The 21,998-nt window shown below is 61.0% G+C and carries 23 protein-coding genes; 20 read left to right on the forward strand and 3 right to left on the reverse strand.

Annotated features, from left to right (window positions below; all coding sequences use genetic code 11):
* Positions 1-155 precede the first annotated feature (155 nt).
* Positions 156-1,349 (reverse strand): MFS transporter, encoded by a 1,194-nt coding sequence (locus P3C50_RS11220; RefSeq protein ID WP_275546074.1) that lies wholly within the window; start codon positions 1,347-1,349, stop codon positions 156-158.
* A 115-nt stretch (positions 1,350-1,464) separates the two neighbouring features.
* On the opposite strand from P3C50_RS11220, the gene P3C50_RS11225 reads away from it, so the two are divergent.
* From P3C50_RS11225 to P3C50_RS11315, 19 genes are all read left to right on the forward strand, one after another.
* Complete coding sequence (locus tag P3C50_RS11225; RefSeq protein WP_275546075.1) at positions 1,465-2,388, forward strand: LysR family transcriptional regulator; 924 nt, start codon at positions 1,465-1,467, stop codon at positions 2,386-2,388.
* A gap of 96 nt (positions 2,389-2,484) precedes the next feature.
* Positions 2,485-3,105 carry a class I SAM-dependent methyltransferase gene (locus tag P3C50_RS11230; protein WP_275546076.1) on the forward strand — a complete coding sequence of 207 codons (621 nt, stop codon included), beginning with the start codon at positions 2,485-2,487 and terminating at the stop codon, positions 3,103-3,105.
* 823 nt (positions 3,106-3,928) lie between these two features.
* Positions 3,929-4,753: a metal-binding protein gene (locus P3C50_RS11235; RefSeq protein ID WP_275546077.1), complete on the forward strand. Its 825-nt coding sequence runs from the start codon at positions 3,929-3,931 to the stop codon at positions 4,751-4,753.
* 257 nt (positions 4,754-5,010) lie between these two features.
* Complete coding sequence (locus P3C50_RS11240) at positions 5,011-7,002, forward strand: conjugal transfer protein TraG (protein ID WP_275546078.1); 1,992 nt, start codon at positions 5,011-5,013, stop codon at positions 7,000-7,002.
* Positions 6,999-7,433 (forward strand): CopG family transcriptional regulator, encoded by a 435-nt coding sequence (locus tag P3C50_RS11245; protein WP_275546079.1) that lies wholly within the window; start codon positions 6,999-7,001, stop codon positions 7,431-7,433. Before P3C50_RS11240 ends, P3C50_RS11245 begins: the two co-directional genes overlap by 4 nt.
* Before the next feature lie 59 nt (positions 7,434-7,492).
* Complete coding sequence (gene trbB / locus P3C50_RS11250) at positions 7,493-8,461, forward strand: P-type conjugative transfer ATPase TrbB (protein WP_275546100.1); 969 nt, start codon at positions 7,493-7,495, stop codon at positions 8,459-8,461.
* A 25-nt stretch (positions 8,462-8,486) separates the two neighbouring features.
* Positions 8,487-8,774 carry a TrbC/VirB2 family protein gene (locus P3C50_RS11255; protein WP_275546101.1) on the forward strand — a complete coding sequence of 96 codons (288 nt, stop codon included), beginning with the start codon at positions 8,487-8,489 and terminating at the stop codon, positions 8,772-8,774.
* Positions 8,771-9,043: a VirB3 family type IV secretion system protein gene (locus P3C50_RS11260; RefSeq protein ID WP_003116617.1), complete on the forward strand. Its 273-nt coding sequence runs from the start codon at positions 8,771-8,773 to the stop codon at positions 9,041-9,043. Before P3C50_RS11255 ends, P3C50_RS11260 begins: the two co-directional genes overlap by 4 nt.
* A 10-nt stretch (positions 9,044-9,053) precedes the next feature.
* On the forward strand, positions 9,054-11,483 hold the full coding sequence (gene trbE / locus P3C50_RS11265; protein ID WP_275546080.1) for a conjugal transfer protein TrbE: 2,430 nt from the start codon (positions 9,054-9,056) through the stop codon (positions 11,481-11,483).
* Positions 11,480-12,214 (forward strand): P-type conjugative transfer protein TrbJ, encoded by a 735-nt coding sequence (gene trbJ / locus P3C50_RS11270; RefSeq protein ID WP_275546081.1) that lies wholly within the window; start codon positions 11,480-11,482, stop codon positions 12,212-12,214. Before trbE ends, trbJ begins: the two co-directional genes overlap by 4 nt.
* 12 nt (positions 12,215-12,226) lie before the next feature.
* Positions 12,227-12,412, forward strand: coding sequence for a hypothetical protein (locus P3C50_RS11275; protein ID WP_108232794.1), 186 nt, complete (start codon positions 12,227-12,229; stop codon positions 12,410-12,412).
* Positions 12,409-13,584 (forward strand): P-type conjugative transfer protein TrbL, encoded by a 1,176-nt coding sequence (gene trbL / locus P3C50_RS11280; protein ID WP_275546082.1) that lies wholly within the window; start codon positions 12,409-12,411, stop codon positions 13,582-13,584. The genes P3C50_RS11275 and trbL overlap by 4 nt, the downstream gene beginning before the upstream one ends.
* Positions 13,585-13,596: 12 nt before the next feature.
* Positions 13,597-14,304, forward strand: a complete 708-nt coding sequence (trbF, locus tag P3C50_RS11285; protein ID WP_275546083.1) for a conjugal transfer protein TrbF — start codon at positions 13,597-13,599, stop codon at positions 14,302-14,304.
* Complete coding sequence (gene trbG, locus P3C50_RS11290) at positions 14,301-15,287, forward strand: P-type conjugative transfer protein TrbG (protein ID WP_108232797.1); 987 nt, start codon at positions 14,301-14,303, stop codon at positions 15,285-15,287. The genes trbF and trbG overlap by 4 nt, the downstream gene beginning before the upstream one ends.
* A gap of 2 nt (positions 15,288-15,289) precedes the next feature.
* Positions 15,290-16,552, forward strand: a complete 1,263-nt coding sequence (locus P3C50_RS11295; RefSeq protein WP_108232798.1) for a TrbI/VirB10 family protein — start codon at positions 15,290-15,292, stop codon at positions 16,550-16,552.
* Complete coding sequence (locus P3C50_RS11300) at positions 16,549-16,803, forward strand: DUF2274 domain-containing protein (RefSeq protein WP_108232799.1); 255 nt, start codon at positions 16,549-16,551, stop codon at positions 16,801-16,803. Before P3C50_RS11295 ends, P3C50_RS11300 begins: the two co-directional genes overlap by 4 nt.
* Positions 16,804-17,097: 294 nt before the next feature.
* Complete coding sequence (locus P3C50_RS11305; RefSeq protein ID WP_275546084.1) at positions 17,098-17,394, forward strand: helix-turn-helix domain-containing protein; 297 nt, start codon at positions 17,098-17,100, stop codon at positions 17,392-17,394.
* Positions 17,391-18,629 carry a type II toxin-antitoxin system HipA family toxin gene (locus P3C50_RS11310; RefSeq protein WP_275546085.1) on the forward strand — a complete coding sequence of 413 codons (1,239 nt, stop codon included), beginning with the start codon at positions 17,391-17,393 and terminating at the stop codon, positions 18,627-18,629. The genes P3C50_RS11305 and P3C50_RS11310 overlap by 4 nt, the downstream gene beginning before the upstream one ends.
* A gap of 366 nt (positions 18,630-18,995) precedes the next feature.
* Complete coding sequence (locus tag P3C50_RS11315; RefSeq protein ID WP_017679279.1) at positions 18,996-19,271, forward strand: pyocin activator PrtN family protein; 276 nt, start codon at positions 18,996-18,998, stop codon at positions 19,269-19,271.
* Here P3C50_RS11315 and P3C50_RS11320 read toward each other — a convergent pair.
* The gene (locus P3C50_RS11320; protein ID WP_275546086.1) at positions 19,241-20,422 is read right to left on the reverse strand and encodes a tyrosine-type recombinase/integrase; all 1,182 of its coding nucleotides are present in this window, start codon (positions 20,420-20,422) and stop codon (positions 19,241-19,243) included. The two genes, P3C50_RS11315 and P3C50_RS11320, sit on opposite strands and share 31 nt — an antisense overlap.
* A gap of 109 nt (positions 20,423-20,531) precedes the next feature.
* Between P3C50_RS11320 and dusA the strand changes: the two genes are divergently transcribed.
* Positions 20,532-21,542, forward strand: coding sequence for a tRNA dihydrouridine(20/20a) synthase DusA (gene dusA, locus P3C50_RS11325; RefSeq protein WP_275546087.1), 1,011 nt, complete (start codon positions 20,532-20,534; stop codon positions 21,540-21,542).
* On the opposite strand, the gene P3C50_RS11330 is transcribed toward dusA, so the two are convergent.
* Positions 21,539-21,838 (reverse strand): transcriptional repressor, encoded by a 300-nt coding sequence (locus P3C50_RS11330; protein WP_275546088.1) that lies wholly within the window; start codon positions 21,836-21,838, stop codon positions 21,539-21,541. The two genes, dusA and P3C50_RS11330, sit on opposite strands and share 4 nt — an antisense overlap.
* Positions 21,839-21,998: the final 160 nt, after the last annotated feature.

Genomic DNA, 21,998 nt, shown 5'->3' on the forward strand with positions numbered 1-21,998 from the left:
ATTCCCGTCGGGTGCGGTTCCACGGACGCCCCCGGGGCCTGCGCCCGTTTTATATCCATGGACGACATGCGAAAGAAGCAAGGCTAGACAATGCAAGGCTTGAGCCTATCCAGATTCGACAGCTATCGGCCAAAAGCGGACAGCCACACACCGAATCAATTTCTGGCCAACGCTTTTTCGCTTTGCTGCATGCCAAGCCATGCAATCGCCAAGGCTGCAATACCCAGCCAAGGTAGCAGCAACAGGTTGAGCATCTGCCAGCCCAGCCCTTGAAGCAGTGCTCCTGCGCCAAAGGAACAACTCAGCCCCACGGCGAAGATGGTCATGTCGTTGGTGGCTTGCGCGCGACTTTTTTCAGCAGGCGCATAGGTGGAGGTCAGCAGCGTTGTTCCACCGATGAACAGGAAGTTCCAACCCACTCCCAGCAATACGAGCGCGCTGGCGAACGAGTTGAAGCCAGTGCCACTCCATGCCATGGCCACGTGGCCTGCCAACAGTAAAACCCCCGTAAACATGACACGCAGGACGCCATAGCGCGCGATCAGTGAGCCGGTAAAGAACGACGGCAGAAACATGCCCAGCACATGTAGCTGGATAACGGTTGCTGCCGTTGCCAGTTCGTGATGGTGGTGCACCATCGCAATTGGTGTTGCGGTCATGGCCAGGATCATTACGCCATAACCAGTAGATGCACCGAACAACGCAACGAGGTAGGCGGGCTGGAGAACGATATCTTTCCATCGCCGACCTTGACGGCTATCCACCTGATCAGCGCGGCTGTGGGGCATGTGCAACGTCAGCAGCACAGCGGTAGCGAGCAGTGACACTGCGGAGAGGATCAAGAAGGAGCCTGTATACAGCACCGGTAGCATGGTTCCTCCGCTCTGGGCGAGGCTTGGCCCCAGTAGCGCAGCGATGACACCTCCAGCCATAACCAGCGAAATCGCGCGCGGCCTGAAGGCATCATCAGCGACCTCGCTGGCAGCAAAGCGATAGAACTGCGCGAAAGACTGGTACGTGCCTACCAGAAAGGTCCCAAATGCCAGCACCGCTAGCGAGCCTGTCCACACCCCGTAGGCTGCGATCACTCCTCCAAGCGCGCCCAGCAGTGTGCCCAGTAGAAAACCAGGGCGCCTTCCGACCCGTGCCATCCAGGCAGAGGCGGGGAACATTGCCGATGCTGTACCGAGAAACATGGTGGCAATTGGCAGGGTGCCCAGCTCTGGGCGATCAGCGATGTGGCTACCAGCCAAGCCCCCAATGGTCATAACCAATACGGAAACGGTCTGGAACAGCGCTTGAGCGATAGCCAGGATCAGTACCTGGCGATGCATGGAGTTGCCGAGCATCGAGGTGGCCTTTTGTCGAAAAATTGAAAAGAAGTGCTGGAAGCCGTCAGAAGTATCGAAATACGATGAGCATTATTCAAACGAATAAAACGGCAAGTTGATCTCAAGAAAACTAATGGAAAGAATTCCTATCGATGTACGCCACCTGCAGACCCTGATTGCACTGCGTGACAGTGGCAGCGTCTCTCGAGCGGCAACCTGGATGCGCCTGACGCAAGGCGCGCTGTCCCACCACATCAAAGCGCTGGAAGATTTCTACGGCGTGCCGTTGTTCATTCGAAAATCGAGCCCGGTAATTTTCACGCCCGCCGGTCAGCGGCTATTGGAGGCTGCCGACAGGGTCATCCCGGTGCTCAACCAGACCACGCGGGATATTCTCAGCCTGGCCAAAGGCGCTTCAGGCACTCTGCGAATAGCCATTGAGTGCCATACCTGCTTTGACTGGCTGATGCCTGCGGTGGATGCCTTTCGAGCGCGATGGCCTGAAGTAGAGGTCGATCTGGTGTCCGGATACCAGTCAGATCCGGTTGGCTTGCTACACCGTGGCGATGCAGATCTTGCACTGGTGTCCTGCCGCGAACCCGAGCCGGGCGTGGATTTTCATCATCTTTTTCGCTCCAAGCTCGTTGCCCTGGTCGCCAACGATCATCCGCTCACACAGAAAGACTTTCTGGTCGCGGAGGATTTCAGCCAGGAAACCCTGATCACCTATCCCGTTGAAGAGGAGGCGCTGGACATCCTGCGGCTCTTGCTCAAGCCGGCAGGCATTTCGCCTAAACGCCGTACCACGGAGCTGACCGTTGCGATTCTCATGCTTGTCGCCACTCGTAGGGGTATCGCCGTATTACCGCGCTGGGCTGTGTTGAACTACTTGCAACGGCAGTATGTAACGGCCAAACCCATCACTCGTGATGGTTTGATCTCGGAGATCTGGGCAGCGACTACCGTTGAACAAGGCAGCAAGCCCTACATAAGTGAGTTCATCTCCCTTATCAAAGAAACCAGCATGGCAACCCTTTCTGATATTGAGATTGAGTGAGTTACATCGACCCTTCTTGCGGTCCACTGTGGACACTGCCAGCGAGTCGCTGCATCGGCGGTTGAGCAAGATGGCAATTCAACCACCGGGGGCAGCATGAAATCGAAAGATCACTGGCAGCAGGTCTATACCAGCAAGGCAGCAGATAGCGTCAGTTGGTATCAGCCGCACATCTCTGTATCGCTGGAGCTGATCCGGCGGACAGGTGTGTCGACAGAAGCCTCGATTATTGACGTTGGTGGTGGCGCCTCGACGCTAGTCGACGACCTACTGGCCGCAGGTTTCGATAGGGTGGCTGTGCTGGATATTTCCGACGCAGGGCTGGAGGTTGCACGGCAACGCCTAGGTGAGTGTGCGTCCGAAGTGAGTTGGATCGAGGCCGATATCACCACCGTCCAATTGCCCGAACAAGAATATGACGTTTGGCACGACCGCGCGGTATTTCATTTCCTCACAACCGAGCAGGCGCGTCGCCAATATCTACAGGCTGTGCGCCGGTCGGTTAAGCCGGGCGGCTTCGTGATAATCGGAACCTTCGCCGAAGATGGTCCAGAACACTGTAGTGGCCTACCAGTCCAGCGTTACAGTGCGGAGTCCCTGTACGGTGAGTTTGGGGCTAGCTTCGAGCTGCTCGGGCGGGCATCGGAAGACCATCAGACCCCGGCCGGGAGCATCCAAAAGTTTCTCTACTGCTACTGTCGGAAGGTGGGCAATTAGATATCTGCGTCCGTTTCAGGTCGAAAAAGCCCGTATCTGAAAGAGCGTTTCTCGGCGGTTCAAAAGACGCTCGATTTCGGCGTTGCTACGTAAAAATTATGGTAGTTCCCGCCTTTCTACGCGAACGAAAAATTCTATGTCGGCCACGCTTTTGACGGGCAAAAACGCGTCGAGAGTTCGTCAACATAATCGACCCAGATGGTCATCCGCGAGAGGCTGCTTCTGGCCGGTTACCTAGTCGTGTCTGGGTATCCAAATAAACACAACCCGATTGATTACCCTTTTGCGGAGGTCAATTGTGTCGCGACCCTGAATCGCCATATTTTTTGGGGGCGCTACACTCCTGCAGGAGGGTTATCCGCGTTGAAGCTTCAGGTATCACTTAGCCATGAAGAAATGAATGGGATAAGCGGAGGATCTGTTTTCACATTCGCGGCCCCGAATAGCCCTTCGCAATGGGCAGGAATGGTTCAGCGTGCTGATGCTGGGGTTGTCAACTTCTACCCAGCGAGCTTAATCGTTCCAGCTATCACTAATTACTTGGAGTGCAGCAATTTTGAGATCGACCCTGCTGCCTCCCTTTCCGACCCGGTTGTGCTAGCTAGCCCTGATGCAGTAGAGGCGCGTCGAAAGATCCATGGGGGCTTGCGTCGACTAAAGACTAATGGCCAGGCACAGGTCGATTAATGATACGCACCCCACTAGCTGCCTGTTATCGCCGGCTGCAATTGGCCAAAAGCATGCGCTCAATACGGCTACAAAACCAAGGGTGGTTCAGGGGCAACCTGCTAAGATCGAGGCATCGGTCTTACGCAAAGATGCCATGATGGGAAACTACACGAAAGGACTCACAGAGCGCCGCCATCACACACAGCTCAAGGATGGCTATTGCCTGATCTGCGGAACTTTCGGCCCTCTCAGCTGGGATCATGTTCCGCCCCAAGGCAGTATCACCATTACCAAAGTTGAGCAGGCTCATCTGAATGAGGTCATGGGAATCAATCCTGCCCCTGTCATTGGCGTGAAGTCTCCAAACGGAAGTAAGTTCAAAACCATCTGCAAGCATTGTAATAGTTCGCATCTCGGCACTAATGATCAAGAGGTTGCGAGGGTCTACAAAGGCATATCAGACAAGATAAAAGATTATTTTTTGAGGGCAGACAGCCCAGTCAATCACGTGCATATGCCGTTTGATGGCATGAGGTTTTGCCGTGCAATGGTTGGACATGTGCTCTCAGCAACAACTGTAAAGGAATGCCAACGAGAGCCTGTGCCCATTCCCTACTACGTCCCGCTGCAAAAGTTTGTCATGGGGGACGATACCGCCACTGATGAAACTCATGATTTCTATACGTGGTTCTATCCGCACCGTAAGCACATTAGTATTAAAATGTTTGCGTGCAGAAACCACGGACACCTTGCCACCCTAAGCCTCCTGTCATTTTTCCCGCTGGCATTTCTGATCACAGAAAAAGGGCAGGGGATTTATCCCTCTGGCGCAACGCCCATGAAGCCCACTGACAAAACGCTTTACGTGAAACTCGATTCAGGACACCTACCGTACGCGGCCTTTCCCAATGCAGGGCTGGAGGGGGATCAGATGATTCTCCTACATGATAGTCAGGCTATTGTGAGCTACCCCATCTGAATTCCACTAAATTCGAAGGTACTGGATGGCAGCTTTTGGCCGGTATCTGCCAGTCGCCAGATGCGGCTTCGGATCGACATCTACCTCATGTACACACCCTGCTGAGTTTATCTGCTAACCGCCACAGTCTGCTGTGTTGCCCCATCCTTCTTAGTCCTCGCCGAAACGGTCTTTGACCCCGACTCCTCCAGTACCGAACCTTTCGCCCGCGGCACATCTGCGTGCCGTGCGTATTGCCTGGGAGGTTGGGTTCAGGGATGCATGCAACAACGGTGCTTTACGGCCAGGTGCTGGTGGTGTTGGCCATCACCCTGTCCGGGGTGTGGGGTGCCACGCAGTGGACGGCGGCCGTGCTCGGCTACCAGGCCCGCCTGGGGGCGCCTTGGTTCGAGTTACTGGGTACGCCGGTCTACCATCCCTGGCGTCTGTTCGAGTGGTGGTTCGTCTTCGATGCCTATGCACCTGAAGTCTTCAACGTTGGCGGCAGCATCGCCGCTTGCAGCAGCCTGCTGGCGTTGGTGGTGGCCATTGGCATGGCAATCTGGCGGGCGCGCCAGGCGCGGCGAGTCACCACCTACGGCTCGGCACGTTGGGCCGATGCCTATGAAGTACGCAAGGCCGGGCTGACCCAGTCCGTAGGCGTATTCCTCGGCCAGTTCGATGACCAGTACCTACGCCACGAAGGCCCTGAGCATGTGCTGACCTTCGCGCCGACGCGCTCGGGCAAGGGCGTCGGCCTGGTGGTGCCCACCCTGCTCTCCTGGCCGGCCTCGGCAGTCATCCACGACATCAAGGGCGAGAACTGGAGCCTGACCGCGGGATGGCGCTCACGTTTCTCCCACTGCCTGCTGTTCAACCCCACCGACCTGACCTCGGCCGCCTACAACCCGCTGCTGGAAGTGCGTCGCGGCGCCCACGAGGTGCGCGACGTGCAGAACATCGCCGACATCCTGGTCGACCCGGAGGGCGCGCTGGAGCGGCGCAACCACTGGGAGAAGACCAGCCACGCGCTGCTGGTCGGCGCCATCCTGCACGTGCTCTACGCCGGCCAGGACAAGACCCTGCGCGGCGTTGCCAACTTCCTCTCCGACCCGGCCTGTACCTTCGAGCTGACGCTGCACCGGATGATGACTACGCCGCACCTGGGTGATGCACCGCATCCAGTGGTGGCCTCGGCCGCCCGGGAGGTGCTGAACAAGAGCGATAACGAGCGCTCCGGCGTACTGTCCACGGCCATGTCCTTCCTCGGCCTGTATCGCGATCCTACGGTGGCCGAAGTCACCTCGCGCTGCGACTGGCGCATCGCCGATCTGATCTCGTCCGAGCATCCGGTGTCGCTGTACCTGGTGGTACCGCCCTCAGATATCAGCCGCACCAAGCCGCTGATCCGCCTGATCCTCAACCAGGTCGGCCGGCGCCTGACCGAGTCGCTCGACGGCTCCGACGGCATCGAGCGCCGGCACAAGCTGCTGTTGATGCTCGATGAGTTTCCGGCGCTGGGACGGCTGGATTTCTTCGAGACAGCGCTGGCCTTCATGGCCGGCTATGGGCTGCGCGCATTCCTCATCTCGCAATCGCTGAACCAGATCGACAAGGCCTACGGCCAGAACCACTCGATCCTCGACAACTGCCACGTGCGAGTGACCTTCGCCACCAACGACGAACGCACCGCCAAGCGCATCTCCGAGACTCTCGGCACTGCCACCGAACTGCGAGCGCAGCGCAACTATGCCGGCCACCGATTGGCACCCTGGCTGGGCCATCTGATGGTGTCGCGCCAGGAAACCGCACGCCCGCTGCTGACCCCGGGAGAGGTGATGCAACTGCCCAGCGAGGAGGCCGTGGTGATGCTCTCCGGCCTGGCGCCAATCCGCGCGAAGAAGCTGCGCTACTTCACCGATGCCAACTTCCAGAGCCGAGTGCTGCCCGCCCCGCGCTTGCAGCCGGGCCGCTATGCCGACGCACCGTCGCCACGCACAGACGATTGGAGCGACCTGGCCGTGCCTGCGGCCGTCGCTGCGCAACCGGCCGACCCGAGTAAGGACGAGACCGTCGAGAACGGCGGACCACGCCGTCAGCCCGAGCTGACGGAGCTCGCCCAGTTGCCAGATCACGACGAGTTAGCCAGTGACCTGCTGCTGCTCGACGAGGACGACATTTCCACGCCCTTCCCCACCCAGCCGGATCCGCGCCTGCAGCGCGTGGCGCGGCTGGCCACCCTCGACCCTGACGATGGAATAGCCCTATGAGCCGAGCCCGCCTCAACTTGTTTATCCAACCCGAGCACGCCAAGCGCCTGAACGAACTGGCGATCACCAAGGGCGTGTCGAAGTCCTCGATCATCGCCGCGGCACTCGCCTCCTGGCTGTCGCCCGAGTCCGGCGAGCAGCGCGAGGTGGCCATGGCCAAGCGCCTGGACCGGCTGTCGCGACAGTTCGAGCGCCTGGAGCGCGACCAGCACATCCTGATCGAGACCGTGGCGCTCTACGTACGCTACTACCTCACGGTCAGCACGCCTGTACCCGAGGCGCATCAGGACGCAGCACGCGCGCAGGGCAAGCTGCGCTTCAGCCAGTTCGTCGAGCAACTGGGGCGCCACCTGCAGCGCGGACGCAGCCTGGTCAGAGATGTGCACGAAGAGGTTCAGGCAGAGGCTGTGGTCTCGGGAGAGCGTCCATGACTGTCGCCTCCTCCCCAATGCTGAGTGCAGCGGCAGCTTCTCTGGATCGGCGCACGCGCATGTTGCGCACGGCGCTGGGCCCGCTGATCGCTGCCGCCCTGGACGACCCGGACGTGGTCGAGGTGATGCTCAACCCCGACGGCGTGCTCTGGCTGGATCGCCTGTCAGCCGGCCGCGCCCGGTTGGGCACGCTAGCAGCTGCAGAAGGTGAACGGATCATCCGCCTGGTGGCAGCGCATGTCGGCCAGGAGGTACATCGTAACAAGCCGCTGCTGAGTGCCGAATTGCCAGGAACTGGCGAGCGCTTCGAGGGCGTGCTGCCGCCGGTAGTGGCCGGGCCGACCTTCGCTCTGCGCAAACGCGCAGCCGGCGTCATCCCGCTGCAGCAGTACGTGGCCGACGGCATCCTCAGCGCGGCGCAAGCCGAGTACCTGCGCGTGGCCGTGCGCGAGCGGCAGAACATCCTGGTGGCCGGCGGCACCAGCAGTGGCAAGACCACTCTGGCCAACGCGCTGCTGGCCGAGGTGGCCGGCAGCGGCGACCGCGTGCTGGTGCTGGAAGACACGGTCGAACTGCAGTGTCCGGCCCTCGATCACGTCGCTCTGCGTACCAAGCCCGGCGTGGTCTCCATGGCTGATCTGGTGCGCAGCACGCTGCGTCTGCGCCCCGATCGCGTGGTGGTCGGCGAGGTTCGCGGCGGTGAGGCGCTGGATCTGGTCAAGGCCTGGGGTATCGGCCATCCCGGCGGTATCGCCACCCTTCATGCCGGCTCTGCACAGGGCGCACTGCTGCGCCTGGAGCAACTGATTCTGGAAGTCGCCCTGACCGCACCGAGGGCGTTGATCGCCGAGGCGGTCAACCTGGTGGTGTTTCTAGCCGGGCGTGGCCGCACGCGCTATGTCCAGCAGATCGCCCGCGTCACCGGCTATGACGAGCGCGGCTATCAACTCACTTCCATCGCCCCCGCATTCATTCCTTCGCTACCTCAGGAAAACAGCCATGACTGCCTGCCATCCTCGCGTTGCTAATCGTTGCCGCTGCGTCGGCGCCTTGATGCTCGGTGCCCTCTGCCTAAGCGCCTCCCTGCCGGTGCTCGCCGCCGGCTCCGGAATGCCCTGGGAAGGGCCGCTGCAATCGATCCTTGACTCGGTACAGGGTCCGGTGGCGCGCATCATCGCGGTGATCATCATCATTACCACAGGCCTGACGCTGGCCTTCGGCGACACCAGCGGTGGCTTTCGCAAGCTGATCCAGATCGTCTTTGGCCTGTCGATTGCCTTCGCCGCGTCGTCGTTCTTTCTCAGCTTCTTCAGCTTCGCCGGCGGGGCGGTGGTCGCATGAACGGCGAGCGCGAACTCATCCCCGGCTTCGAGGTGCCGCTGCACCGATCGCTGGCCGAGCCAATTCTGCTCGGTGGCGCACCACGCAACGTGGCGATCCTCAACGGTACTCTGGCGGCAGTGGTAGGCCTGGGCCTGCAACTCTGGCTGCCTGGCTTGGCGCTCTGGCTGGTCGGCCACTCGCTGGCGGTGTGGGGTGCCCGTCTGGACCCGCAGTTCCTGCAGGTGTTTGCCCGGCACATCAAGCAGCCGTCGCTGCTGGATGTGTGAGGAGGCCGCCATGCTGAACCTCACCGAATACCGACGTCGCCCCGCCCAACTCGCCGACTGGCTGCCCTGGGCCGGTCTCGTCGCACCCGGCGTCGTATTGAACAAGGACGGTTCGTTCCAGCGCAGCTTGCGCTTTCGTGGGCCGGACCTCGACAGCGCCACCCAAGGCGAGCTGGTGGCCACCTCGGCGCGCCTGAACAATGCCCTGCGCCGCCTTGGCTCGGGCTGGGCGCTGTTTATCGAGGCCGAGCGTCTGGCGGCCGCCGACTACCCTGACAGCGATTTTCCCGAGCCGTTGTCCTGGCTGGTGGACGAGGAGCGTCGCGCCGCCTTCGAGGCGCACGGAAGCCACTTCGAGAGCAGTTATCACCTGACGCTGCTCTACCTGCCGCCAGAGGAGTCGCGCTCGCGCGCCGCCAGCCTGCTCTATGAGCATCGGCCGCAACGTGGTGTCGACTGGCGCGAACGACTGACTGCCTTCGTCGCCGAGACGGATCGTTTCTTCGACCTGCTGGACGGAGTGATGCCGGAACTCGCCTGGCTCGATGACAGCCAGACGCTGACTTACCTGCATGGCACGGTGTCGACCCACCGCCAGCGGGTGGCTGTACCCGAGGTGCCCTTCCACCTCGATGCCCTGCTGGCCGACAGTCCGCTGACCACTGGCCTGGCGCCGCGTCTCGGTGAGCAGCATCTGCGTACGCTGTCGGTACGTGGATTTCCCACCTCGACGTGGCCAGGTGTGCTGGACGACCTTAACCGTCTGGGCTTCGCCTATCGCTGGTCAACCCGTTTTATCTGCCTGGACAAGGACGAGGCCGAGAAGGAACTGGTGCGCCTGCGCCGGCAGTGGTTTGCCAAGCGTAAGGGCGTTCTGGCGCTGCTGCGCGAAGCAATCTTCCAGCAGGAAAGCCCACTGCTCGACAGCGACGCCGCGAACAAGGCCAGCGACGCCGATGCAGCACTGCAGGAACTCGGTGCCGATCAGGTCGCCTTCGGCTATGTGACCGCCACCGTGACGGTGAGCGATGCCGACGCCCAGATCGCCGACGAGAAGCTGCGTCGGGTCGAGCGGGTGATCCAGGGTCGTGGCTTCGTCACCATCGCCGAGAGCCTTAATGCAGTAGAGGCCTGGCTGTCGTCGATCCCCGGCAACGCCTACGCCAATGTCCGCCAGCCGTTGATCTCCACCCTCAACCTGGCGCACTTGATGCCGGTCTCGGCGGTCTGGGCCGGTCCCTCGCGCAACGAACATCTGGATGGCCCGCCATTGGTGATCACCCGCACCGATGGCGCAACACCGTTTCGCCTGGTCACCCACGTCGGCGATGTCGGACACACCCTGGTGGCTGGCCCCACGGGCATGGGCAAGTCGGTTTTGCTGGCGACCCTGGCTCTGCAGTTTCGCCGTTATCCGGGCTCGCGTCTGTTTCTCTTCGACATGGGGCATTCGCTGCGCGCGACGGTGCTGGGGCTGGGTGGCGAGCACTACGACCTGGGCGGCGACGGCGACCTGGCCTTCCAGCCTCTGGCGCGCATCGATCAGCCGGGATACCGAGCCTGGGCCGCCGAGTGGCTGGAGGCTCGCTTGCTGCAGGAAGGCGTGGCCGTCGGCCCCGAGCAGAAGGCCGCACTGTGGACGGCGCTCGACAGCCTGGCCGGCGCACCGGAGACGCAGCGCACACTGACCGGTTTGTCCGTGCTGCTGCAGGACAACGCCCTGCGCCAGGCGCTGCAACCCTATGTACTGGGGGGTGCCCATGGCCCGTTGCTGGACGCCGATCAGGATCGTCTGGGCAGCGCCGACGTGCAGTGTTTCGAGATGGAGGAACTGATGCACAGCAAGGCGGCGGTGGCTGCCGTGCTGAGCTACCTGTTCGCCCGCTTCGAGGAACGCTTCGACGGCGCGCCGACCCTGCTGATCCTCGACGAGGCCTGGCTGTTTCTCGACGATCCGCTGTTCGCTGCACGCATCCGTCAGTGGCTCAAGACCCTGCGCAAGAAGAACGTCAGCGTCGTCTTCGCCACCCAGTCGCTGGCCGACATCAAGGATTCCAGCATAGCTGCGGCAATCATCGAGAGCTGCGCCAGCCGCATCTTCCTGCCCAACCCGCAGGCGGGCGAACCGCAGATCCGCGACATCTACCAAGGCTTCGGCCTCAACGACCGACAGATCGAGATCGTCGCCCAGGCCACGCCCAAGCGTGATTACTACTACCAGTCGCGCCTGGGCAACCGCCTGTTCGACCTCGACCTGGGGCCGGTGGCGCTGGCCTTCGCCGCCTCGGCCAGCCCAGCCGAGCAGCGCGAGATCGACCGAATCCAACAGTCGTCCGGCGCAGCCGGTTTCGCCCCTGTCTGGTTGCGTCACCGCGGCCTGGACTGGGCCGCCGACCTGCTCACCGCTTATCCCTCGTCACGCAAGGAGTGCCTGCCATGAGATCCCCTGTCCACCATTTCCCCTGCGCCACGCTGCTGGTATTTGGCCTGCTGGCATTGAAGCCGGCCAACGCCTTCACCGTAATCGATCCGACCAACCTGGTGCAGAACACGCTGACTGCGGTGCGCACCCTGGAGATGGCAAACAACCAGGTTCGCCAGTTGCAGAACGAAACCCAGATGCTGCTGAACCAGGCCCGTCACCTGCAGCGCCTGGACTACAACGTGGTCGGACAGTTGCGCGCGAGCTTGGCCAATACCGAGCGGCTGCTCGCCGAGGCGCGAGGGCTGGCCTACGAAGTACAGCGCCTGGATCAGGAGTTCAGCCGACTCTACCCGAACGAGTACACCGCTGACGTCAGCAGCCAACGCCTGGCAGAAGAAGCCCGCGAGCGCTGGCAGCAGGGCCTCGACGGGCTGCATACGGCGCTGCGCGTACAGGCTCAGGTGAAACAGAGCCTGGCTGAGGATGAAAGCGCCTTGGCCGCTCTGGTGCAACAGAGCCAGTCCTCGGGTGGCGCCTTACAGGCGGCCCAGGCCACCAACCAGTTGCTGGCCCTACAGGCCAAGCAGTCGATCCAGGCGCAGCAACTGCAGATCACCCAAAACCGCGCCGTCGCCCTGGAGCTGGCCCGCCAGGCTGCCGCAGCCGAGGAGGCGCGCGAACGGCGGCGGCGCTTTATGGGCAATGGCACGCCGTACACCCCCTACCCCGTTCAGTTCTATCGGTAGGGAGGCGTCCTCATGAGATTCCTGACACTGCTGCCGCTGCTGGTACTGGTCGCCTGCGGACAGGACGACAAAGGGGTCATGGCCCGGCAAGAAGATGCGACTAAGCGCTTCTACTCCGGCTGTGCTCGGCCCAGCGAGTTTCTCCGGCTTACCGACTTGCCCGCGATCCCGCCAAGCTTCGACGAGGACGTGCAATGAACGACGTCAGCGTGATCGACCGATTCCTCGAGGTGTTCGGGCTGTATATCGACACCGGCTTCGGCCTGCTCGGCGGTGAGGTGGCCTTTCTCACCATGACCCTGGTGGTGATAGACATGACCCTGGCCGGGCTGTTCTGGGCCATGGGCGGTGAGGATGTCAGCGCCAAGCTGATCCGCAAGACCCTCTATGTCGGTGCCTTCGCCTTCATCATCGGCAACTTCAATGCCCTGGCCAAGATCGTCTTCAACTCCTTCGCTGGGTTGGGTCTGCTGGCGGCTGGCTCGGCGCTGAGCCCAGCCGAGTTCCTGCAGCCGGGACACCTGGCTTCGATCGGTATCGAGGCCGGGCGGCCGCTGCTCGAGCAGATTCGTCACCTGAGCGGCTTTCCCAAGGTGTTCGGCAATCTGGACAGCATCCTGGTGCTGTTTCTGGCCTGGCTTGTGGTGATCGTTAGCTTCTTCTTCCTGGCCATCCAGCTGTTCGTGACCTTGGTCGAGTTCAAGCTGACCACCCTCGCCGGCTTCGTGCTGGTGCCCTTTGCGCTGTGGAACAAGACCGCCTTTCTCGCCGAGAAAGTGCTGGGCAATGTGGTGGCGTCCGGCATCAAGGTGCTGGTGCTGGCGGTGATCGTCGGCATTGGCAGCGGGCTGTTCGCCGAGTTTCAGGCCGTGCCGGACGAGCCCTCCATCGACCACGCGCTGGTGGTCATGCTCGCCTCATTGGCGTTGCTCGGCCTGGGCATCTTCGGCCCGGGCATTGCCACCGGCCTGGTCTCCGGCGCACCGCAACTGGGTGCTGGTGCAGCAGCTGGTACCGCGCTCGGCGCGGCGGGCATGGCAGCCGGTGCTGCTGCAGTAGCCACAGGTGTCGGCGGCGCAGTGCTGGCCGGCGCACGCATGGCGCCCGACGCGGCGCGCCTGGCTATGGGTGGAGCCCGTTCTCTGGCTGGTGTGCCTTCTGGAGCTGCGGCCGGCGGTACTGCGGCAGGTGGAACGTCCGCCGCTGCTGGCTCATCGGCGGCCCCCGCCAAGCCGCCTGATTGGGCCAAGCGCCTGCAGCGCAGGCAACAACTCTCGCAGGCCACCAACACGGTCGCCCACACCCTGCGTGGTGGCGATGGCGGTGGTTCATCACCTGGGCCGCAGATCCGCGACCCATCGAATTCGTAAAGGAGGACGAGGATGCGATTCAGACGTCCACGGGTGCGCTACAGCGACACCCCTCAACCTGTCACCCCTTACCAGGCCGCGGCACAGGCCTGGGACCTGCGCATGGGCAGCAGCCTGGCGCAGGCACGCAACTGGCGACTGATGGCCTTCGGTTGTCTGGGCCTGGCACTGCTGATGGCTGGCGGACTGGTCTGGCGTTCGGCGCAGTCGACGGTGACGCCCTACGTGGTGGAGGTCGACAACCTCGGCCAGGTGCGCGCCGTCGGCGAAGCCGCCAGTCCCTACCAGCCCCAGGATGCGCAAATCGCCCATCACCTGGCGCGCTTTATCGAGCAGGTGCGCTCGCTATCGATCGACCCGGTGGTGGTGCGGCAGAACTGGCTGGAGGCCTATCACTCCACAACCGACCGCGGCGCCGCCACCCTCAACGACTATGCCCGCGCCAACGATCCCTTCACCCGGGTCGGCAAGGAGTCGGTGTCGGTGGAAGTCACCAGCGTAGTACGTGCCAGCGACAGCTCGTTCCAGGTGCGCTGGATCGAACGCCGTTTTGTGAATGGCGCGGCAGCCGGCCTGGAGCGCTGGACGGGGGTGATCTCGCTGGTGCTGCAGCCTCCACGCACCGAGGAAAAGCTGCGCCGCAACCCACTCGGCATCTACGTCAACGGCCTGTCCTGGAGCCGTGAGCTGGACACTACGGAAGGAGCCAAGAAACCATGAAAACCTCCCTTAACCTCTGTATATGCCCTCTGCTGCTGAGCGTGCTGGTCGGCTGTGCCAGCCAGCAGCCGCCAGTGATCGAGCTGGATGAACCGGTAGAAGCGCAGCGCCTGCCGGAACCGCCCAAGCCCATCGAGGTCGTGGAAGTACCCAAGCCCCTGGCCCTGCCCGCACAGCTCAAGCCACTGCCGGAAACTCAGCGCAGCAAGCCGGCCAAGGAACCGGCCGACGAGCGCGTGCGGGTCTCGCGCGCCAATCGCGACGCTCGAGTCGCGCCGAGTCGGGAAGGCTATATCAACGCCATCCAGGTTTGGCCCTACTCCGATGGCGCGCTGTATCAGGTATACGCCAGCCCAGGACGGGTGACCGCGATCAACCTGCAGCCCGGCGAAGAGTTGATCACTGTGGCCGCCGGCGACACCGTGCGCTGGATCGTCGGCGACACTACCAGTGGTAGCAGCGACGAGTTGCGCACCAGTGTGCTGATCAAGCCGACGCGGGTCGACCTCAAGACCAACCTGGTGATCACCACCACGCGCCGCACCTACCTGATCGAGCTGAGTTCCACCGAGCAGGCCTGGATGGCGTCGGTGTCCTGGGACTATCCGAAGGATCACATGCTCGCCCTGCAACGCCGCGCCAGCATCGCCCAGGCCGCAGCGCCGGTGGATGCCGGCCTAACGCTGGAGCAGCTGCGCTTTCGTTATGCGATCAGCGGCAGCAATCCACCCTGGAAACCGCTGCGCGCTTTCGATGACGGCCGCAAGGTGTATATCCAGTTCCCCGCCGGTATCGCCCAAGGCGAGCTGCCGCCGCTGTTCGTAATTGGCCCCGAAGGTGATGGACAGCTGGTCAACTATCGCTTCCGCTCGCCCTACTACATCGTCGACCGTCTATTCGGCGCAGCCGAGCTGCGCCTGGGCGCCGACAAGGGTGACGTGGTGCGGATTGAGCGCACCGATGGCGTGGCACGGAGGCCCTGAGCATGACGGCCAAGGACGACAAACAAACCGCCGCAACCTCGCTACCGCCCAAGGAAGCGCCGGAGTCGCTGGAGCTGCGCGCCAAGCCGCGCCCGGTCACTCGCCTCAATCCGCGCATGCTGGCGGTAGTGGTCGGCGGCCTATCGGCTGCAGTACTCGGAGCCATGCTGTGGTCGCTGCAGCCGCAGCAGCGCCGCCAGGGCGCCGAGCCGAACGAGCTATACAACGTCGACCGCGTGGCACGCTCCGAGGGGCTGGAGCAGTTGCCGGCAGACTACTCGCAGCTGCCGCCTCCCCCTGCACCCGAGGTGCCGCAACTGGGCCCGCCGCTGCCCGGCGATCTGGGCGGGCCAATCCTCAGGGCGGAGCAGCAGGCGCAAGGTTATGGACATGGGCCAGATGCCGTCGAAGCAGAGCGCCTGGCCCTGCTCAAGGAAGCTGAGGAAGCAGCGCAGTCCTCGGTGTTTTTCCAGACCAGCAGCGCGCGGAAATCGAACGTCGCATCTGTTAGTGGCGCTCAACTCGATTCCCCGGCTCTGGGTATGGCTTCGTCAGGCGCAGTAGCCGCCGCAGGAACACCAACGCAGCAGGAGCGGAACGAGGCGTTTCTCAGTAAATCCGTAAACGCACAAATCCGTAATTCCGGATTGCTGCAGATGCCTGAATCGCCCTACCAAGTGATGGCCGGCACCGTCATCGCGGCAGCACTGGTAACTGGCATCAAGTCGGATCTACCCGGCGACGTGATCGCCACAGTGACCGAGCCGGTCTATGACAGCGCCACCGGTGAACACGTGCTGATCCCCCAAGGTGCCCGCCTGCTCGGTCGCTACAACAGCCAGGTGAACTACGGGCAGAGCCGCGTGCAGGTGGTATGGCAGCGGGTGATCTTGCCGGACACCTCGTCCTTCCAGCTCGACAATCTGGTTGGTACCGACGCCGCCGGCTATGCCGGCCTCGAGGATGGCGTCGACTGGCACTGGAATCGGATCGTCGCCGGCGCGGCCATGACCAGCCTACTGGGCATCGGTGCCGAGTTGGCGGCACCGGCCAACCGCACCGACGGCGACCGCGTCATCATCGCCGGGCGCGACAGCCTGCAGGACACAGTGAACCAGGTCGGCCAGGAGGTCACCCGCCGCAACCTCGATATCCAGCCCACGCTGACCCAGCGCCCTGGGCTGCCCCTGCGCGTGATCGTCAACCGCGACCTGGTACTGCGCCCCTTTCAACCTTTCTCCACTCAACAGAGGAGCCTGCAATGAGCACGACCAAGCTGCGTCTCGGCCCGCTGCCGAAAACCGAGAACCTGAAGCTGACCTTCACCTGCCCGGCCAGCCTGAAGGCTGACCTCGAGCGCTACGCGGCGCTGCACTCGCAAACCTATGGTGAAGAAGTCGACGCTCTGACGCTCATCCCGCACATGCTGGAAGCTTTCATGGCGAGGGATAGGGTATTCAAAAGAACTAACAAGCCTGCACTACCCGCTGCGCCACAAACCACCGATCCACGCTAAAAGCGGAAAGTGGATTTTTTCATGCGCCGGACTGAATTGATAAAAATCCTCAAGATCGTGAGGTTTTCAATGCTATCTATGGTCCACCACCTTTAATCCTCACGATCATGCGGATTGATGACTGGAACAGACTTATGACAGCACAGTCCGCTTGAGCATTGAAGGCCAGGGCGTGCGGTGTCTCCACCCCAGATCAATCTAGGTCAGGCAAAAAACAATAGGCCATATTTGAACCAATAATAGCCATAATGACGTATAATGGATCTATAATGAACCATTATACGAGGCTTATCCTTGGCCCTAACCCATTCTCTGCTCGCTCCAGGCGAACTGACCCAGAAGATCGGCGCCAACGCTCGAGAAGCGCGACTCGCACAGAACCTCTCCCGCAAATCCTTGGCGAAGATGGCGGGTGTTTCAGAATCGACCATCAAGCGATTCGAGTCCACTGGGCAGATCACCCTTGATGCTCTGGTGCTCATCGCTACAGCACTTGGTGCAACACGCCAAATCGCTGAACTGTTCAAGCATGAGCGGCCTGTCTCGCTTGAAGAAATCAAACAAACAGGACGTACCCGGGGGCGCCAATGAAATCCATAAACACCGTAGAGGTATTGCTCGCAGGCACGCCGGTCGGTGAGCTGGTTGCCAGTCGACAGGGTATGTACTTTGCCTATCATCCACAGTGGGTGGCGCAAGGCTTCAATCTGTCACCCCTGAACATGGACTTCACAACCCAACCCCAGAAAGCGGCTGATCCAGTCCTTTTCGCAGGCCTACCAGGCGCGATTGCCGACTCCCTCCCGGACGGATGGGGCATGTTGCTAATGGATCGTTATTTCCTTGCCAATCATGGCATAGACCGTAGACACATTTCCCCGCTCGATCGGCTGGCTTACATGGCAGACAGGGGCATGGGTGCACTGGAATATCGCCCGGTGCTTGAGCACGCCACCGGTGAAGATGATATTGATCTGGCCCAGCTCTACCAGGAGTCCCAGGCGGTCTACGAAGGAGACACCTCGTCCATTCTTGATGCTCTGCGCCTCGCTGGTGGCTCCCCTGCCGGCGCTCTCCCCAAGGTCGTCGTTGCACTGTCCCCAGATAGAAAACAATGCAATACATCTTTCCGGCAGCTCCCAGCCGGCTACCAACACTGGCTAGTGAAATTCCGATCACCAACCGAACATCGTGATACCGGCACCATCGAATATGCCTACGCGCTCTTGGCAGAACGTGCTGGAGTGAAGATGGCTGCGAGCGACTTGCTCACAGTCAGCTCTGCAAACGGCACCGAGCGATTCTTTGCTGCCCAACGTTTCGACCGACACGGCAATAGCAAACTCCACATGATGACTGCCAGCGGTATTCTCTATGCAGATCACCGCGCGCCCTCACTGGACTATTCAGATCTCTTGAAAACAACCCACGCGGTCACCAACCATGCAGCGGAGGTAGAGCGCATGGCAAGACTCATGGTTTTTAATGCGCTGACCCACAACCATGATGATCACGCCAAGAACTTCGCATTCCTACACGACCAAGGACGGTGGACGTTAGCTCCGGCCTATGACCTGACCTACGCCCCTGTCCAGGGTTTCGCGGACGAGCACACGACTTCTTTCAACGGCTCCGGGCTGGCAACACGTAAAAACCTCAAACAAGTCTGCGCTGCTTTCCGATATCTGGATCCGGATCTTTACATCGAGCAAACCCTTGATGTGCTCTCCGGGTGGTCTTCAATATGCGCAGAACTTGAGATCGATCCCAATCAGGAGAAAATAATTCAGCGGGCATTCAACGAAATCCGCAAGCGCCTCGACTGACGCTGGCATCGGTCGACGTCACGGACGTTGAATACACACCAAGGGGCAGGCACATACCTCCGGGTCGACAGGTTTATAAAATCCAGAAAATGCTCACCATCAGTGAGCATTTCCCGCATTTCGTAAACCCAGGCAGCATCAGTCTCAGCCCTCTTGAGGCCCCATTCATTCCAGCAACGCCTGCAGCGGATCCAGCTCGTCAACAAGTTCAGGCGCGTTGCCGGGCCGTTGGCGAGCTGGATCCACGGCACCGACGATACTCAAGGCATTACCGGCCCGCACGCCCATCTACGACTTAGCTTGTTTGCCATCAGACCTAGCACCAATAAGCTGAATCCGATTGAAATAGCGCTATGGCATGGAGCAATGAAGACACTGTTTTTGCTAATGGCTCAGTACGACGGACAAGCCGTAATTCCTATCGAATGGGTATGCCGAGATTTCCTCGGCCTTTCGGTGGACAAGTTCAAACGCAAGCGTCTGATGGGAGAAATAGATCTTCCGGTGATGCGACTGGGCGCTAACTCGCAGAAGGCCAATCTCGGCGTGCATTTGGAAGATCTCGCTGCCTACCTCGATAGACAGCGCGAGGCCGCAATCAGAGAGCAGGATCAGTTGATGGATCGACGACGCCTAGCCTGAAGCACACCCTTTCTGTCTTCTGCGGGTTCAGGCTCTATACGCGCCCCGAGCACCACAGGGGCCCCGATTATCTTCTCTAGCCAAGACCAGTTCTTGTAAGGATCTCCTCGCCCATTCAAATGTGTATAACGACGCATGGAGTTCCAGTCGCGATGCCCTGATACGCTGGCAACTCTCGGTATATCCCACTCCATCTCGAATAGCCGGCTCACGCCGTCATGGCGCAGATCGTGGAAATGCAAATCCTTGATAGCCAAAAACTTACAAGCACGAGTGAACGCCGCAGAAATTGAGTCCGAATAGTAAGGGAATATCTCTCGGCAAGACTTAGGCATACTCTGAACAATCCGCCAGGCCTCATCCGGCAGATGACACCAGACATCATTACCAATCTTCTGTCCGGGATTTTTCATATCTCGAACAAGCACCGCCTGCCGCCGCTCATCCAGATCTTCCCAGCGAATCCGAGTGATCTCTTCCTGCCTGCGTGTAGAGAAAATCGCGAAAGCTATGACCTTAGGCATGTGTATCGCGCTTGGCCTGCGCGCTTGGAGATCAAAAAAATAGGTGAGCAATTTGTCCAACTCATCCATGCTAGGTCGCCGATCACGTTCTCGACTTCGAGACACCATACCCAGCTTACGCAGCACCTTGCGCGAATCAGCCATCGCGCTCGCGTCAACCTCATATCCCCAGGCAGGCTTAGCGACTGACAAAACAGCGCCAAGGTGTGCAAGATCGTTTCCAACCGTCTGAGCCTGAACACCACCTCCCTCCTGGCTCATCCGCCATTGCGCGTACTCGACTAATTTTTGACTCGACAGATCGACATCAGCAATTTGACCTAGCCAGGTCTCGCTGATCGCTTTCAAGGTAGCCCGCTTGGTTTTTCCGAGCGGACGTATCAGCTCGTATTCATCAAGATAGCGCTCAATGATTTTCTTGAGCGGCACATCCTCCCGCGAAGCCTTTTCAAGAGCGCCTGGCAACGCCAGTTCGGCCTCCCTCCTCATCATCCAAGCGCGAGCAACCGGCTTACGGTCGAAGGACTGGCTTTCTTGGTAGACTATGACTCCCTTGCGGCGCAGCCGAATCTGAACCGTGTACTTGGTCTGCCCGCTTTTGTTCACGCGCCGAGTGATCGTTCCCACATCGCTCACCATCAGTGCTAAAAATGCATTTACCAGTGCTAAATTTTAGCACCACATGCGCAAAAACGGGCAGAAATAAGCCATTTTGGCCTTTAACCGATCTAAACAAATGCCTCTAGAATCAGCCTCAAAGCCAGTAACCACGCGACCTGCCCTGTCCCGCCGTTTCTCCGTTGCCCCGATGATGGACTGGACTGACCGTCACTGCCGGTACTTTCTCCGTCAGCTGTCGCGCCACGCCCTGCTCTACACCGAGATGGTCACCACCGGTGCGCTGATCCACGGTGATCGCGAGCGCTTCCTGCGCTACAGCGAATGCGAGCATCCCATCGCGTTGCAACTGGGCGGCAGCAACCCGCAGGATCTGGCCACCTGCGCGAAGATGGCCGAAGCACACGGCTATGACGAGGTGAACCTGAACGTCGGCTGCCCCAGCGACCGCGTGCAGAACAACATGATCGGCGCCTGCCTGATGGGTCACCCGGCGCTGGTGGCTGACTGCGTGAAGGCCATGCAGGACGCCGTAAGCATCCCGGTGACGGTCAAGCACCGCATCGGCATCAACGGCCGTGACAGCTATGCCGAGCTGTGCGACTTCGTCGGTCAGGTGCGCGAGGCCGGCTGCCGCAGCTTCACCGTGCATGCTCGCATCGCCATTCTCGAAGGCCTGTCGCCGAAGGAAAACCGCGAGATCCCGCCGCTACGCTACGACGTGGCCGCGCAGCTCAAGCAGGATTTCCCGGATCTGGAGATCATTCTCAACGGCGGCATCAAGACTCTGGAGGAATGCGAGCAACACCTGCAGACCTTCGATGGCGTGATGCTCGGCCGCGAGGCCTATCACAACCCCTATCTGCTGGCGCAGGTGGACAGCCGCCTGTTCGGCAGCGCGGACGCCGGCATCACCCGCATGGACGCCCTGCTCGCGCTGAAACCCTACGTCGAGCAGCACCTGCGCGAAGGCGGCACGCTGCATCATGTCAGCCGTCATGTGCTGGGGCTGGCTCAGGGTTTCCCAGGTGCGCGGCGCTTCCGTCAGTTGCTGTCGGTAGACATTCACAAGGTGCAGGATCCGCTGGGTCTACTCGACCAGGCAGCCGATCTGCTACGCGGGCATTAAGCCCGAGCGCTCAGGCGATAGCGACTGCGCCCGGTGGTCTGCACCAGGCCGTTTTCTTCCATGCGGCGCAGCACCTGGCGCACGCTGACCAGCGACAGCGGCTCGCCAGCCTCGCTCAGTTGTCGGTGCAACTCGCGCGCCGATACGCCCTGCTCGTCGTTGGCGCTGCACAGCGCCTCCACTACCTTGAGGCGCGGCATGCTGAAACGCAGCCCGACGGCCTGCAACCACTCACGGCACTGGCGTGCATCCGGCCCTGCAGAAACTGAACGAGAAGGCAGGCTTTGGGTCGACATATTCGGGCTCCTTGGCGGCTCGTCTAAAGTCGGACTCCACCGACTCCGGCGCATTTCGATGCGCCGTCATAGATAAAGACGAACGAGCCGACAAAAACCTCAGCTCTGAAAAGGTAAATTTTGTCAGTGACCCGACCGTTGAGCGCCTTCGGCACCTCGG

The organism is Pseudomonas sp. Marseille-Q0931, from assembly GCF_940789645.1.
GTDB lineage: Bacteria > Pseudomonadota > Gammaproteobacteria > Pseudomonadales > Pseudomonadaceae > Aquipseudomonas.

Coding starts and splice junctions, on each gene's coding strand:
- P3C50_RS11315 (WP_017679279.1), top strand. CDS start 18,996: ATGAAGACACTGTTTTTGCTAATGGCTCAGTACGACGGACAAGCCGTA.
- P3C50_RS11260 (WP_003116617.1), top strand. CDS start 8,771: ATGAACGGCGAGCGCGAACTCATCCCCGGCTTCGAGGTGCCGCTGCAC.
- P3C50_RS11230 (WP_275546076.1), top strand. CDS start 2,485: ATGAAATCGAAAGATCACTGGCAGCAGGTCTATACCAGCAAGGCAGCA.
- trbB (WP_275546100.1), top strand. CDS start 7,493: ATGTTGCGCACGGCGCTGGGCCCGCTGATCGCTGCCGCCCTGGACGAC.
- P3C50_RS11310 (WP_275546085.1), top strand. CDS start 17,391: ATGAAATCCATAAACACCGTAGAGGTATTGCTCGCAGGCACGCCGGTC.
- trbF (WP_275546083.1), top strand. CDS start 13,597: ATGCGATTCAGACGTCCACGGGTGCGCTACAGCGACACCCCTCAACCT.
- trbL (WP_275546082.1), top strand. CDS start 12,409: ATGAACGACGTCAGCGTGATCGACCGATTCCTCGAGGTGTTCGGGCTG.
- trbE (WP_275546080.1), top strand. CDS start 9,054: ATGCTGAACCTCACCGAATACCGACGTCGCCCCGCCCAACTCGCCGAC.
- dusA (WP_275546087.1), top strand. CDS start 20,532: ATGCCTCTAGAATCAGCCTCAAAGCCAGTAACCACGCGACCTGCCCTG.
- P3C50_RS11295 (WP_108232798.1), top strand. CDS start 15,290: ATGACGGCCAAGGACGACAAACAAACCGCCGCAACCTCGCTACCGCCC.
- P3C50_RS11225 (WP_275546075.1), top strand. CDS start 1,465: ATGGAAAGAATTCCTATCGATGTACGCCACCTGCAGACCCTGATTGCA.
- P3C50_RS11235 (WP_275546077.1), top strand. CDS start 3,929: ATGATGGGAAACTACACGAAAGGACTCACAGAGCGCCGCCATCACACA.
- P3C50_RS11300 (WP_108232799.1), top strand. CDS start 16,549: ATGAGCACGACCAAGCTGCGTCTCGGCCCGCTGCCGAAAACCGAGAAC.
- trbJ (WP_275546081.1), top strand. CDS start 11,480: ATGAGATCCCCTGTCCACCATTTCCCCTGCGCCACGCTGCTGGTATTT.
- P3C50_RS11240 (WP_275546078.1), top strand. CDS start 5,011: ATGCATGCAACAACGGTGCTTTACGGCCAGGTGCTGGTGGTGTTGGCC.
- trbG (WP_108232797.1), top strand. CDS start 14,301: ATGAAAACCTCCCTTAACCTCTGTATATGCCCTCTGCTGCTGAGCGTG.
- P3C50_RS11220 (WP_275546074.1), bottom strand. CDS start 1,349: ATGCTCGGCAACTCCATGCATCGCCAGGTACTGATCCTGGCTATCGCT.
- P3C50_RS11255 (WP_275546101.1), top strand. CDS start 8,487: ATGCTCGGTGCCCTCTGCCTAAGCGCCTCCCTGCCGGTGCTCGCCGCC.
- P3C50_RS11330 (WP_275546088.1), bottom strand. CDS start 21,838: ATGTCGACCCAAAGCCTGCCTTCTCGTTCAGTTTCTGCAGGGCCGGAT.
- P3C50_RS11275 (WP_108232794.1), top strand. CDS start 12,227: ATGAGATTCCTGACACTGCTGCCGCTGCTGGTACTGGTCGCCTGCGGA.
- P3C50_RS11245 (WP_275546079.1), top strand. CDS start 6,999: ATGAGCCGAGCCCGCCTCAACTTGTTTATCCAACCCGAGCACGCCAAG.